Genomic DNA, 13,634 nt, shown 5'->3' with positions numbered 1-13,634 from the left:
GGGCGTTCAGGAATGGCCGACGGCGGCCCGCCGACCGTGGTCGTGACGGAGCTACGTCCGCGAACGGTGGGCAGGAGAAGGGGGCTGAGTCAATGGGCCAACGTTCGGCCGTCTCGTCTCCGGCGCGCTAATCTCGGATTTGGAGGCGCTGGCCGGGCCGGATGCGGGTGCCGTCGAGGCTATTCCAGGCCTGGAGCTCGCGGATCGACACGCCGAACCGCTGGGCAATCTCGCCGAGCGTGTCGCCCCGGGTGACGCGGTAGGTTCGGGGGGCGGAGGCGGCCGTCTCGGGACCGTCAGAGGCAGCAGGCGCGTCGGCAGGATCGGATGCCGTGTCCGGCGGGGCCTGGGCCGTCTCAATCGCGTCGAGCGGGCGGGTGGGGGGCGAGGTGTCGTACTGCACGCGCAGGGGCCGTTGCTGCTCGGCGGCACTCAGGGCGCTTGCATACTCCTGGACGGGCACGACCAGCCGGTCGCCCGGGCGGATGATGGCGCCGTCGATTCCGTTGAGGCGCTTCAGTGTGGCGGTGGAGGTGCCGAAGCGCACGGCGATCTCGGAGAGGGTATCGCCCCGGCGCACGGCGTACGTGGTGGCGGGCTGCTTCTTCGCGTCCGGCAGCTCGGCGTAGTTCCAGGCGAAGCGCGGGTAGCTGCCCAGCGGAATGCGTACGTAGTACCGCTCCTTCGACGGCGGCACGCGGCCCCGCCGCAGCTCGGGATTGAGCGACTCGATGGCGCTGTGCGTCGTGTCGGCGAGGCGGGCCACGGTGTGGAGGGACAGACGGCTTCCGTGCACCGGCACATAGTCGTAGGCGAGCGGCGAGGCCGGCTCGGCCGGGTCGAGGTTGAACGCCTCGGGGTTCTCCATCACGCGGGCCGCGGCGATGAACATCGGCACGTAGCCCTGCGTCTCGCGCGGCAGGTACTCGTGGGCGTCCCAGTACGACGGGGCCTCGGCGTCGGCCCGGCGCAGGGCGGAGCGCACGCAGCCGGCCCCGCAGTTGAAGCCGGCCAGTGCCAGGTGCCAGTCGCCGAACTCGTCGTGCAGGTCGCGCAGGTGACGGGCGGCCGCCCGGGTGGCCTTCTCTGGGTCGCGCCGCTCGTCGACCCACGCGTTGACGGTGAGGCCGTACCGCCGACCGGTGCTGGCCATGAACTGCCACATGCCCACAGCGCCGGCCCAGCTCCGGGCGTCGGGGTTGAGGCCGCTCTCAATCATGGCGAGGTACACGAGCTCTTGGGGCACGTCCTCCTCCGCCAGGATGTGCTCGATCATGGGGCCGTACACCTGCACGCGCCGCCGCCAGTGATCGACGTGCTGGCTGGGGTCTTCTTCGAGGGCGGTCGTGCTCTGCTTCACCAGCCGGTTCGAGGTCATCGGAATGTCGGCGTCCTGCACCGTGGCCTCTGGGCGAGCGGGCTCCACCTCCAGAAGCGGGTTTTTCACGTCATCGAGGGAGGCAAACAGGCGAGCGCGGACGGAGAAAATCTGCCCCCGGGCCAAGAGTGTCGAGTCCGGGTCGCTGGGGTAGCCGTGGAAGCGCCGATATTCGGCCGTGAGGCCCCCGTAGACCGACCGGACGACGCCCCGTTCGAGGGCCTCCGGCCGGGTACGGAGCAGGGTGGCCAGCTCCGCCATGGCCTGGTTGAGCAGATGCGCCCGGCGCACGCTGTCTTCCGCGGCCAGCAGCTCCGACTCCAGGGCGTACAGCCGGGCGACCTCCGGATTGAGGGCGGTCGTGTCCTGGTCCGCCACCAGAATCGTGTCCTGAGGGACGCGCTCCGGCGCGGGAGGAGGGGCCAGCGAAGAGAGCAGGCCCCCGCAGCCGGTAAGGATCAGCAGGACGAAGCCCGCGCAGGCTCCACGAACGAGGGCGCGGGGAAAGGCAGTCAACATAGAAATGGCGGTAGAAACGAGAAACAGCGGACAGGAGGGGCGATGGAGACCAGAAATGATGAATACGGAATTCAGGGCCCATCGTCAATGAGTTCCCTCGGCGCCGACCGTGAATATTGTCTACGAAGAGGGATCGGAGGACGGAGGAGGGTCCGGGCCCATGGCTGGGGTGCGCGAAATCGAGCCCGCCTCCACAAAAATGTACCGGATGGAAGGGTGCGCCTCCCGAATGGCTCGTTCGAGCCGGTCGACGGCGCCCTCCACGGCGTCGGCGTCGAGGGTGTCACGGAACCGCAGGTCTATGTTGAGGAGCAACGTGCGAGGCCCCATGTGCATCGTGAGGAGGCGCTCGATCGACGCACCATCTGCCTCTTCGCGGGCCATCCGGCGGATGTCGTCCCGAATCTCGGGGTCTGCCGCCTCGCCGATCAGGAGTTTTTTGCTTTCCCAAATGAGGAAGGCGGCCACGCCACAGAGGATGAGCCCGATGATGATGGATGCAATCCCGTCGATCACGGGCATGTGGAGTAGACTTGCAAGGTGAATGCCAACCAGAGCGACCACGAGCCCCGAGATGGCCGCGGTGTCCTCGAATAGGACCGTGAAGGTCGTCGGGTCCTTGCTCGTCACGATGGCCTTGAAGAACGGCGTGTCCCCACGCTGTTTATTGAACTCCTGCAGGGCGGTGCGAAGGGCAAGTCCTTCAAACACAATGGCGGCGCCGAGGACGATCGTGTTGAGGGTGAGGCCGCCGACCGTGACGCCGAAGATCGAGGCGGAGGTGGCGCCGCCGTGGCCGGGGGCGAGCGTGTGGAGGATGCCTTCGTAGAGCGAGACGCCGCCGCCGAGGCCAAAGATTAAGACGGCCACGACGAGGGTGTAGAAGTAGAGCGACTTGCCGTAGCCGTACGGGTGCTGCTCGTCGGGTGGGCGCTTGCTGCGGCGGATGCCGAGCAGGAGCAGGCCGCCATTCCCGGTGTCCACCAGCGAGTGGATGCCCTCCGCCAGCATGGCGGAGCTGCCACTCACGACGGCGCCCAGGAACTTCGTGACGGCGATGGCAAAGTTGCCGAGGATGGCGGCGTAGATTGCCTTCTTCGACGAGGCCATTCGTGCGGAGGGACGGGGAAGCAGAACGCGCGGAAGGGGAAAGCGCGAGAGCGAAGGGAGGGCGGGGGCCGGCGAGTGGGGGGAGACGAAGCCCCAGCAGCGCGTGAGGGAGACAGGGGCTTGATTCCCATGCTCCCACGCTCTCGTTCTAAGTCATGAGGGGCGATCTCTGTCGAAGACCGCGGAATCGATCGGGCCCGGGTCAGTCCGCCTCGAATCCGATCTCCGCGTGGCTTCCGTCGCAGAAGGGTGTGCTGCCGGAGGCGCCGCAGCGGCAGAGGGCCCCCCGGTGTCCCGACACCGTGTCCTTGTCGGCGCCCTCGATGGTAACCGGCCCCTCGACCACGAACGGCCCGTCCTCGGTGGCCCGGACGCGGAGGGCAGTGTCGGTCTCGTTGTCGTCGGGCGGGGAGAGGTGATCCACTGCGATGTGCCCGGCGTCCTCGAATTCCTCGTCGTGGCTCCCGTCGCAGAGCGGCTTGTTGGCCGATTTGCCGCAGCGGCAGAGGGCCATGCGCGTATCGGTGAGCAGCGTCTCCCCGTCGCTGTCGATGAGCTCCGCGTCGCCGTGGACGAGGAGGGGACCGTTCGGAAACAGCGAGATGCGGTTTTCATCGGGCACCGGTTCAGGGTCCTCGCCGTCTCGGGTGAGGTGGAGCGCGCCGGTGGGGCACTGCGGCACGACGGCCTCCAAAGCGTCGGGGGAAGCCTGGTCGGGCTCAACCCAGGGGCGGCGCTCTGGGTCGAAGACGCTCGGCAGGCCCTCCACGCAGGCCGCGGCGTGGATGCAGCGCTCCTGGTCCCAAGTGACAGTGACGTCGTCGCCCTCGTAGGTGTAGACGTTGGTGTCCATGGCAGAGCGGGATCGGCGTGAAGAAAAGAAAAACTGATGCCGTTGATACGACCCATGTCTGGAGGCGTTCGGCGAGAATCCGTTTCCGACTCGTCGGCCCCGTTTCCTTCTTTCGTTACCTCCCTCGGAGGGCCTCGGCCACGGCGTCGCCGGTCCCCAGGCCGTTCCGGACCGCAGCGTGCAGTCGCGCCTCGCCGGCCACCCAGTCGCCCGTCACGTACACGTCCTTCTGGGCAGCGGCCCGCACCGCATCGGCCCGGACGCCCGCCTCCGGCAACGCGTACCGCCAGCCCTGATGGTCGGTCCAGTCGGGATCGGTCAGGCGCTCGTCCCCAACAATCTCCGCGGCGTGCTGGGCAAGGACAGCGATATTTTGCTCGGGCGGATCGTCGTACCGCTCGGTCGACCAGTCGGGGCTCGCCTGGACGACGAGAACCGTTTCGCCGTCGGGCACGTGCCCGGGCTTGCACTCCTCGCGCCCGATCCAGCCGACCGCGTGCTCCTTGTCGGCATTTACAAGCGCGTAGTAGGGCACGTCGATCTCGAAGTCGTATCCGAGGACGGCGGTCCAGACCGTTCGGTAGTCGACCGCAGCCGCGGCGTTGCCGAGTTGGTCGACGGCCTCAATTCCGGTTTCGTCGAGGAGGGCGGCGGTCTGGGGCGCCGGCGGGTTCAGCAGGAGGGTGTCGAAGGGGCCGTGCGTAGACTCGTTGGCGTCGGTGAGCCGCCAGCCCCCGTCGTGGTGAACGTCGACGATGCGTGTTGTCCGCTTGACGGTCGCGCCCGTGGCCCCGAAGAGGTGCTTGGCCAGCCGCGTGATGCCGTCTGCGTAGGTCCACCGTCGCTTGTCGCTGTCGCGGCCCTCCGAGACGGTTCCTGCAGCGTCGAACGTCCAGATCGGGCCGTTCACCTCCACGAGCCCGTCGTCAAACTCCTCAGTAACGAGGTTGTTGACGCGGTCGTCGTCGTCCGTAAGGTAGTTGGCCCCGTGTTCGTACACGAGCCCGTTGCGCCGCCGCGCGGCAGCCCGGCCACAGACCCCGCGTGATTTCTCGAAGACGGTGAGGTCGGCGTCCGGGAGCGCGTGGTCCACGACGTACGTAGCGGCCGCGGCGCCGGCTCCGGCGCCGACGATGCCCAGTCTGGCGGTCATATTTTGTGTGGGGAGGAGGGGTTGGGAGAAACGCAGGCCGGGAACAGTTCACTGCGGTCGTCGGGGATAACTACAGCAAGGGGACTGCGGGTGCGATTGTCAAGGCCTGGCCGTGACGGTTCGGGAATACTTCGGAAGGGGCCCGCTTAACTTACTTCTGCCGGAGCACCTCCACTGCCGTCTCCAGCCCCTCGCCCTGCCCGGCCCGCACGCCCTCAATCATGCGTTCGGCCCGCACGCCCGGCCGGATGCCGAGGAGGTGGTGCTGGGACCCACCGTGCTTGCGGACGCGCATGCCGGTCCAGTATATCGTGTGATATCGTGTGGCTTCCGGGAAGGTCGAAGGGGTTGAGGTTTCCGTTCGTGCCCGCTGTCGGCTGGCCGACGATGGTGCCCAGGTCGTGGTGTTCGACGATGCCCATGACGCTCTCGGCGTAGCTGATGGCGCCCGCCCCGGTCAGGAACGCCACGCCCCCGGGAACCTGCGGCTTTTCAGGCGGAAGCGTCCAGCGCCCGGATCCGTCGGTCGGGACGGGTCATCTCACACGTTTTCTCTGTTCCCGCTTGACGAACGGCAAGGGCAGCTGTCGAGTCCGGCTCCCCGCGCCTGAGCTGCCGCGGTGCGCCACCCTCCGTCCACTGCGGAGAGCCGGAGATGTACTGCTTCTTGTCCTCCAGTTGGGCGACCATGCGGCGTAGGGTCTGGAGAAATTTCTCCGTCGACGCGTCATCGGCCGGTGCGCGCCGAGCACCATCACGCCGACGGAACGACCGAACCCGAAGACCAGCTGTTCCTGTCCGGCTTCGAGGCCGATCTGGAGCGCCCCCTGCGGCAGTCCGTCTGTCGTCCATCACTGGCATGTTGAAATAAGCTCCGTTGGACGCTCGATGTCGCTTTTCTGGAGAACGACAGCCGCGTGCGAGCCGGATACGCGGCGCAGAACTTGGGCGTTGTGTGCCGACTGGCGCTCAGTCTTCGGAAGCAGGAAACGGGCCGAGCGGTTGGGCTGGAACTCAAGCGGAAGGAGGCAGGCCGGGGTCCAGACTGCCTGCTGAAGGTGCTTACTGCCGAACATCAGATGCGATTGTGCTGGCGGGCACCCGACGACCGAAACACCTCGCTTCGCTTCAAGTGACTAGGCAAGCACATTTGAGTAGTTTACTATTGGGGCGTCCCGACGCGCATGTCGCGTCTGGGGCTGAGACCGTACCCTTCGAACCTGATCCGGTTCACACCGGCGTAGGGAATGCTGGCACGCGCCTTCAGTCGTGCGCCTGTGTCCAGTTCCAGTTTCCGGGCCGCCCCCATCTGCGCCGATGGAGGTGGCATTTTTTATTGCTTTTGTTGCGTCCGTCGGCGCCCGCTGTTTGATGCATTCGCTCACACATGCAGGGCGCGACCGATGACTCGCTTTCCCGTCAGATTCTTCGTTGCTCTTTTCGTTCTTCTTTTCGGCATGGGGAGGGGGGAATCCGTCCATGCCCAGCCTGACGACCGCGCCGCGCTCATCGGACGCGTAGAGCAAGCCCCTGTAGGGGAGGACCTTACAGGCGATCCCCTGCCGAGTGCCACCGTGCTTCTCCAAGATCCGGCGTCTGGCGAGCGCCGATACGGCACGGCCACCGACTCGTCCGGAGCCTTCGCGTTCCGCGACGTAGAGCCCGGTGGGTACCGCCTCGTCGTCCGCTTCGTCGGATACGCCCGCCACACCGAACGCCTCACGCTGCCCGCCGGCGAAACGGTGCGCGACACGATTGCGCTGCGGCGCCGCGCCCTGTCGGGGAACGAGGTCGTCGTGACCACACGGCGGGCCCAGCCCCGGGTCAATCCCGTCACGATTAGCAACCTCACGACCGAGGAGATCGACCGGCGCCTTGGGGTGCAGGACCTGCCGTCGCTCCTGTCGGAGACTCCTTCAGTAACGTCCCACAGCCAGAACGGCAACGGCATCGGCTACTCCGCGCTGCGCATCCGGGGGTTCGACCAGCGCCGCCTCGCCGTCTCCATCAACGGCGTTCCGCAGAATGATCCGGAGGACTTCAACGTCTTCTGGGTCAACCTCTACGGTTTGCAATCCTCCATCGAGGACGTGCAGGTGCAGCGCGGGGCCGGGTCGTCGCTCTACGGCTCCGTGGGCATCGGCGGCGCCATCAACATCGTCACCGATCCTTTTGAGCCGGAGCCCTACGCCCGGGCCCGTGTCGGCACCGGCTCCTTCGGTACGCAACGACTTTCCGTCGCGGCCAACAGCGGCCTGCTGGGGGATCGCTACGTCGTCAACGCCCGCTACAGCCGCGTGAGCTCGGACGGCTACCGCGAGAACGCGTGGACCGACTTCAACCGCTTCTTCGGCGGCCTCGCCCGCTACGGCGACCGCTCGACGTTCAAAATTCAGGCCTTTGCGGGCGTTCAAAACGACGGCTTGGCGTTTCAGGGCATCCCGAAAGACGCCAACGAGGACGATGAGGCCCGCCGACAGAACCCAAGCGCGGCCTCAGGCGACACCGAGCGCTTCCATCCTCCGCAGGTGCACCTGCGTCACGAATGGCGGTTCTCCCCGAACTGGGCCCTGGACCAGACGGCCTTCTGGATCAAGGGCGAGGGCTACTTCGACTTCGACGGCACCTTCCGCTCCGCCGACTTCCTCCGCCTGCCCGACGACTTCAGCCTCGGCGGCGATCCGCTTACGGACGATGAGCGCCAGCTGCCGCTCTTTCTTGTGGGGGACGTCGCGCCGGGCGATGTTATTCTCCGGGGGAATCTTGATCAGAATCAGGTGGGTTGGATTCCGACGGTGGTCCACGAGGAGGGAACGACGAAGACGACCCTCGGGCTGGAGGCGCGCCTGCACCGGTCGCTGCGATGGGGACGCATTCAAGAGGCCGGGCCGCAGATTCCGGATCTGATCGTGGGGGCAGGCGCCGACCGGCGCCTCTGGCAGTTCCGGAACGAGAAGATCATCGCCTCAGCCTTCGGGGCCCACCTGTTTCGGCCGGTCGATCGGCTGGCCGTGCAGGCCGACCTCCAGCTTACGTGGCGCCGCTACCGCCTCTACGACGAGAAGACGTTCGACCGGGAGGACATGCGGTCGCACGAGTTTACAACGCCGTATTTCTTCGTCAACCCGCGGATCGGGGTCACCCTCAACCCCGACCGGCCGCTGAGCGCGTACGCGAGCCTTGCCTGGGCCCACCGCGAGCCCCGGCGCACGCAGCTGTACGAGGGGCAGGAGGGGCCGGCCGGTGCCACGCCGCAGTTCAAGCAGACCCCGGATGGCTCGTTCGACTACGACGACCCGCTCATCGAGCCTGAGCAGCTCGTGGACCTGGAGCTGGGAGCCAGGCTGGAGCGGCCGCGGTACCGGCTCTCAGCCAACCTCTTCTGGATGGAGTTCTGGGACGAGATTGTGCCCAGCGGGGCCGTCAACCAGTTCGGCGCGCCGCGCACCGGCAACGCCGACCGCACGCGGCACGTGGGGCTGGAGGTGGAGGGCTCCGCGCAGGTGCTCCCGGGCTGGACGGTGTCGGGCAACGCGATGCTGGCGCGCACTCGCTTCGTGGACTTTACAGAATTCCGAACCCGCGGGGACATGACCGTGGTCCTGGAGCGTGACGGCAATCCCATTGCGTCGTCGCCCGAAGAGCTCGCCAATCTGCGCACGTCGTACACGTGGCGTGGCGCCACGGCGTCGGCGCATGTGCAGGCTGTGGGGCGGCAGTACGTGGACAACTCGGGGGGCACGACGGCGACGGTTCGGGACGGAACGGTCGTGGAGGAGGAGAGCGACGAGCACACGATCGACCCGTACGCTCTGCTCGGGGTATCGCTGAGCTACGAGGCCCCCTCCTCATCGGCCTTCGATGGAGTAGAGGTGCAAGCGAACGTCGACAACCTGCTCGACGCTCAGGTTCTTCAACACGGCTTTCGGGGAGCGGGCGGCCCGCGCTTCTACCCCGCCGCGACCCGCAGCCTCTTCGTCGAACTGCGGTACACGCTTCGTTGACGCTTCGGGAATAGACGTGTAGAGGGGCGGATGCGCAGATGTCCCCCCGTCACTTCCAGACCCCCACGCCTACAGCCGTCCATACATCCATGCTTCTTGCCTTGATCGTCGGTGCCGGACTGTTTGCCGCCGTAGGCCTCGGGTACGTCCTGTGGACAGGCGCGGGCCAGAGCCTGGAGGACTACGTGACGGCCCGAGGCCAGTTTGGCACCACGGCGACAACGGCCACTCTGTTCGCCTCGGCAATGGGCTCGTGGATCCTGTTTGGCCCGCCGGAGGCGGCGACGTGGGGCGGCCTGCCCGCCATCGTGGGCTACGCCCTTGGGTCGGCACTGCCGCCCCTCCTCTACATTCCCCTCGGGCAGCGCCTGCGGACCTTCATGCCCGAGGGGCATTCCCTCACCGAGTTCGTGCGGCACCGCTACGGGCGGGCTATGCACGTCTTCACGCTCGGCATCATGACGTTTTACCTGTTCATCGCCCTGACCGCACAGGTGACGGGCATGGCCTTCATCCTGCAGCTCGTGGCCGACGTGCCGCTGTGGATCACGGCGGGCATCGTCCTTGTGGCCACCGTCGCGTATACGGCGGTCGGGGGGCTGCGCGCCTCCATCGTGACCGACGGCGTGCAATCGCTGCTCCTGCTGCCGCTGCTGGCAGGGGGCGCGGTGGCGGCAGTCGCGGCGGTCGGGGGCACGTCGCCCCTCGTGACAGGCGTGGCCGATCGGGCGCCTGAATTGCTACGCTGGACGCACCCGCCCGGCGTAAAGGGCGGCCTGGCCCTCGTCATCGGGATCGCGGCGGCGAGCCTCTTCAACCAGGGCACATGGCAGCGCGTCTACGCGGCCGACAGCATGGCGGCGCTGCGGGTGAGCTTTGCGACCGTGGCCGGGACCATGGCCATCACCGTGCTGGGGACGGGCCTGCTCGGGCTGGCGGCGGTGGGGAAGGGCGTGGCCGACCCGCCCTCGACCGCCCTCTTTGGGCTGTTGCTCGACGCGGCCCCGTCCGGGGGGGGCCTTGGGCTCGTCTTCCTTGGCCTCGTCCTCGTCATGAGCAGTGCCGACACGGTCCTCAACGCCCTCGCCAGCCTTGTGGCCGTGGACCTGCGACAAGCCGTGCCTACCGTCTCCGCTGGTACTCTCATGCAGGTGGCCCGCTGGGCAACGGCTGCGCTCGCCGTGCCGGTGTTCGGGATCGCCGCACAGGGCATCAGCGTGCTCTATCTCTTCCTCGTGGCCGACCTCGTGTGCGCCGCCGCCGTCGCGCCTGTGTTCGGGGGGCTTCTAAGCGGCCGCCTCACGAACTGGGCAGCCGTGCTCGCCACCGGTGCGGGGCTTGTCTTGGGAGGCGTTCTGTTTCCCGCCCCGGGCGCGTCCCAGCCCGACCTCTTGCCAGCCTTTGCGACTGCACTCGTAGTCCCGACCCTCGTGATGGGGACCTCTCTGCTGCTCGCTCCGCACGACGCCTTCGACCTGAGCACGCTCCAAGCGAAAGTGACGACGATCGACGAGTGAGACGGGTACGTGATTGATGGATAACGCGTCATCTGCGAGAGTAGAGCATCCTCGCGCGCTGCGAACCACGATGCGTTCTGGTTCTTCTTCTCAACAACAACGTCCTATGTCCAATCTCGTAGACCGGATTCCCGATTTTCCCCAGCGCTGTCTAGACCATGCTGCTGGTGCCTGGGGTTCCTCGTTCGACCACCCGTTTGTCCGTGCGCTGGTGGACGGCTCTCTGGACTCGGACAAATTCAAATTCTACCAGATGCAGGACGCCCGCTACCTGGAGGCCATCGCCGACGCGTTCGTGCGCATCGGCACCCGCTGTGCAGACCCGGACGACAAGCTTTGGTTCACGGAGGCCGCCACGCGAGCCCTGCGGACCGAGCGGTCCCTTCATCTCCACTATGGCGACCGTCTCGGCTACGGCCCCGAAGACCTACGCAGCCTCGAACTGACCCCCACCAATCGCGCCTATCAGAACCACATGCTGGAACGAACACAGCGGGGCACAAGGCTGGAGGCGCTGGCCGCTGTCGCGCCCTGCCCGTGGCTCTACCGCGAGCTGGGCGCCGAAATCTGGGACGAGCTCGGCGGCGCGGTGGCCGACGATCATCCCTACGCCGACTGGATCCGCCGCTACGCCGACCCGGACCCCGACGAGACGATGGACCTCGACAAGCTGCTCGGGCGGCTCGACCGGTGGGCGCAAGGCCAGTCGGAGGACGCATGCGGGCGTGCCATGGAGGCCTTCCGGACGAGCGTGCGCTACGAATGGATGTTCTGGGATCAGGCCTGGACGCGGCAGGCATGGCCCGTGTAGAGACGAAGGGGGGCAGGGACCGCACAATTGACAGGTAGCCCCTCCAGGTTGTCTCCTGATAATTCTGCAGTCGCTGATCAAGCCCGATTTCTTGGGCTTGCTGGCTCATTTTGGCTAAGAACCTGGTAGGTTGATTTTGGATCGGATGGGGAGAGCGAGCATCGATGAGCCAAAAATTGGCGCATGGTCGAGGGCTGTAGTGGGGGCTACCGCCCGAGCCTGGAGGAGCCGTGGAGCTCCCCGTCCAGGCCAGCAGGGCGCCAAGAGCAAGCGATTTTCAGTTGCGGGCGGGCACGTCGGGACGCGGCGCTCGTTAGGGACGCCTGAGTAGCACAGGCCCCTCCGCACCGTGCACCGCCGCGGGGCGGGGCTGATTGCGCCTCCGCCTCCGTCTTCACCACAGCCGCCTCCGCCCGATGGACGTCACCAGCGCCGATCCCACGCACGTCCTCCAGTCCGTCTTCGGGTACGAGACGTTCCGCCCGTACCAGGAGCCCGTGGTGCAGCGGCTCGTGGACGGTGGGGACGCGCTCGTGCTGATGCCGACGGGCGGGGGGAAGTCGCTCTGCTACCAAATCCCGGCGATGGTGCGGGACGGCCCCGGCGTGGTCGTCTCCCCCCTCATCTCGCTCATGCAGGACCAGGTCGACGCCCTGCAGCAGGTCGGCGTAGCGGCTGCCGTTCTGAACTCCAGCCTGAATCGCCGTGAGCGAGAAGCGGTGGAGCATCGGCTTACGGCGGGCGAGCTCGACCTCTGCTACGTAGCCCCCGAGCGGGCCACCCGCGACCGCTTCAAAAACCTTCTCTCGCGGGCCCGTCCGTCCCTGCTCGCCATCGACGAGGCGCACTGCATTTCGCAATGGGGACACGACTTTCGGCCCGAGTACCTGGCCCTGGCCGACCTCCGCGCCGACTTTCCGCGGGTGCCCTGCATCGCCGTCACGGCCACTGCCGACCCGCCCACGCAGCGGGTCGTCCTCGACCGCCTCGGCATGACGGACGAGGACCGGTTCGTGGCCGGCTTCGACCGTCCCAACATCCGCTACGTGGTGGAGCCGAAGGGGGACCGGCCCCGCCGGCAGCTGCACGAGTTTATCGAGCGGGAGCATCCCGGCCAGAACGGCATTGTCTACTGCCTCAGCCGAAACGGCGTGGAGACGACCGCCGACTGGCTCACCGACCACGGCCACACCGCCGTTCCCTACCACGCCGGCCTGGCCGACCACGAGCGCAGCGAGCACCAGGATCGCTTCCTGCGTGAGGACGGCCTCATCGTGGTGGCCACCGTAGCGTTCGGGATGGGCATCGACAAGCCCGACGTGCGCTTCGTGGCCCACCTCGACGTGCCGAAGACGCTGGAGGCCTACTACCAGGAGACCGGGCGCGCCGGGCGCGACGGCCGCCCCGCGACCGCCTGGATGGCGTACCGCCGCGGCGACGTGGTGCGCATGCGCCAGCTCATCGACGACTCCGCCGAGAACGACGAGCACCGCTGGACCCAGCGCCACAAGCTGAACGCCCTGCTCGGCTACTGCGAAGCCCCGGACTGCCGCCGCAAGGTGCTCCTGAAGTACTTTGGGCAGGACATGGAGGGGGACACGTGCGGCAACTGTGACAACTGCCTGCGCCCACCCGACACGTGGGAGGGCACCACGGCCGCGCAAAAGGTTCTCTCGTGCATCGCCCGCACCGGCCAGCGCTTCGGCAGCGGCCACGTCACCGACGTGCTGCTGGGCAACGACACCGAAAAGGTGCGGCGACACGACCACAACGGCGTTTCCACGTACAGCATTGGGGCCGACCGGTCGAAGGCGGAGTGGCGCTCTGTGATTCGGCAGCTGGTGGCGAAGGGGATGGTGGAGGTGGACGTGATGGGGTACGGCGCACTTACGCTTACCGAAGATTGTCGCCCGGTGCTGAAGGGCCGTGAGACGATCGCCTTCCGCGACGGGGCCGCGGCCTCGCCCGGGTCGTCCAGTGCTCCGAAGACGGCTTCCGACGACCCGCTCCCCGCCGACGGGCCAGAGCGGGATCTCTTCGAGGCCCTCCGTGAGCGGCGCACCCAGCTGGCGAAGGATCAGGAGGTCCCCCCCTACGTCATCTTCAACGACAAGACCCTGCGGGCGATGGTAGAGCATCGGCCCCAGACCCGAAGCGCCTTCCACGAGATCCACGGCGTGGGGGACGTGAAGCTGGAGCGGTACGGCCCTCCGTTCCTCGACACGATCCGCGAGCACACCCAGGCGTAGGGCGGCGGGGCTGCGCGGGGGAGAGCTCGTAGCGGGACCT

9 protein-coding genes, 1 pseudogene and 1 riboswitch are annotated in these 13,634 nt (G+C 67.4%); of the genes and pseudogenes, 4 read left to right on the top strand and 6 right to left on the bottom strand.

Translation table 11 applies throughout. The features are described from left to right. Positions 1–127: 127 nt before the first annotated feature. The 6 genes and pseudogenes from B7R93_RS05190 to B7R93_RS16205 form a co-directional block, all read right to left on the bottom strand. On the bottom strand, positions 128–1,897 hold the full coding sequence (locus B7R93_RS05190; protein WP_103019747.1) for a lytic transglycosylase domain-containing protein: 1,770 nt from the start codon (positions 1,895–1,897) through the stop codon (positions 128–130). Positions 1,898–2,017: 120 nt separating this feature from the next. Further along, positions 2,018–3,007, bottom strand: a complete 990-nt coding sequence (locus tag B7R93_RS05185; RefSeq protein WP_103019746.1) for a cation diffusion facilitator family transporter — start codon at positions 3,005–3,007, stop codon at positions 2,018–2,020. Between the two features lie 202 nt (positions 3,008–3,209). Then, entirely contained in the window at positions 3,210–3,860 is a 651-nt protein-coding gene (locus tag B7R93_RS05180) for a CDGSH iron-sulfur domain-containing protein (RefSeq protein ID WP_103019745.1), read from the bottom strand. A gap of 115 nt (positions 3,861–3,975) precedes the next feature. Beyond that, complete coding sequence (locus B7R93_RS05175) at positions 3,976–5,013, bottom strand: NAD(P)/FAD-dependent oxidoreductase (protein WP_103019744.1); 1,038 nt, start codon at positions 5,011–5,013, stop codon at positions 3,976–3,978. A 151-nt stretch (positions 5,014–5,164) separates the two neighbouring features. Next, a complete protein-coding gene (locus tag B7R93_RS15725) occupies positions 5,165–5,308 on the bottom strand; it encodes a hypothetical protein (RefSeq protein ID WP_232798065.1) in 144 nt (47 codons plus the stop codon). 70 nt (positions 5,309–5,378) lie between these two features. After that, positions 5,379–5,483, bottom strand: a pseudogene (locus B7R93_RS16205) (hypothetical protein); the annotation flags it as partial. 686 nt (positions 5,484–6,169) lie between these two features. Continuing rightward, a riboswitch (TPP riboswitch) is annotated at positions 6,170–6,277 on the top strand. Positions 6,278–6,416: 139 nt separating this feature from the next. On the opposite strand from B7R93_RS16205, the gene B7R93_RS05160 reads away from it, so the two are divergent. From B7R93_RS05160 to recQ, 4 genes are all read left to right on the top strand, one after another. Next, on the top strand, positions 6,417–9,017 hold the full coding sequence (locus tag B7R93_RS05160; RefSeq protein WP_103019742.1) for a TonB-dependent receptor: 2,601 nt from the start codon (positions 6,417–6,419) through the stop codon (positions 9,015–9,017). Between the two features lie 89 nt (positions 9,018–9,106). Beyond that, entirely contained in the window at positions 9,107–10,534 is a 1,428-nt protein-coding gene (locus B7R93_RS05155) for a sodium:solute symporter family transporter (protein ID WP_157942199.1), read from the top strand. A gap of 106 nt (positions 10,535–10,640) precedes the next feature. Continuing rightward, on the top strand, positions 10,641–11,345 hold the full coding sequence (locus B7R93_RS05150) for a TenA family protein (RefSeq protein ID WP_103019740.1): 705 nt from the start codon (positions 10,641–10,643) through the stop codon (positions 11,343–11,345). Between the two features lie 416 nt (positions 11,346–11,761). Then, complete coding sequence (gene recQ / locus B7R93_RS05145) at positions 11,762–13,594, top strand: DNA helicase RecQ (RefSeq protein ID WP_103019739.1); 1,833 nt, start codon at positions 11,762–11,764, stop codon at positions 13,592–13,594. The last annotated feature ends 40 nt before the right edge of the window (positions 13,595–13,634 follow it).

It is taken from the genome of Salinibacter altiplanensis (assembly GCF_002894645.1).
Lineage (GTDB): Bacteria > Bacteroidota > Rhodothermia > Rhodothermales > Salinibacteraceae > Salinibacter > Salinibacter altiplanensis.
The sequence above is the reverse complement of the archived record's forward strand: the minus strand, read 5'-3'. Positions and strand labels throughout refer to the sequence as shown.

Coding starts and splice junctions, on each gene's coding strand:
- B7R93_RS05180 (WP_103019745.1), bottom strand. CDS start 3,860: ATGGACACCAACGTCTACACCTACGAGGGCGACGACGTCACTGTCACT.
- B7R93_RS15725 (WP_232798065.1), bottom strand. CDS start 5,308: ATGCGCGTCCGCAAGCACGGTGGGTCCCAGCACCACCTCCTCGGCATC.
- B7R93_RS05175 (WP_103019744.1), bottom strand. CDS start 5,013: ATGACCGCCAGACTGGGCATCGTCGGCGCCGGAGCCGGCGCCGCGGCC.
- B7R93_RS05155 (WP_157942199.1), top strand. CDS start 9,107: ATGCTTCTTGCCTTGATCGTCGGTGCCGGACTGTTTGCCGCCGTAGGC.
- recQ (WP_103019739.1), top strand. CDS start 11,762: ATGGACGTCACCAGCGCCGATCCCACGCACGTCCTCCAGTCCGTCTTC.
- B7R93_RS05160 (WP_103019742.1), top strand. CDS start 6,417: ATGACTCGCTTTCCCGTCAGATTCTTCGTTGCTCTTTTCGTTCTTCTT.
- B7R93_RS05185 (WP_103019746.1), bottom strand. CDS start 3,007: ATGGCCTCGTCGAAGAAGGCAATCTACGCCGCCATCCTCGGCAACTTT.
- B7R93_RS05150 (WP_103019740.1), top strand. CDS start 10,641: ATGTCCAATCTCGTAGACCGGATTCCCGATTTTCCCCAGCGCTGTCTA.
- B7R93_RS05190 (WP_103019747.1), bottom strand. CDS start 1,897: ATGTTGACTGCCTTTCCCCGCGCCCTCGTTCGTGGAGCCTGCGCGGGC.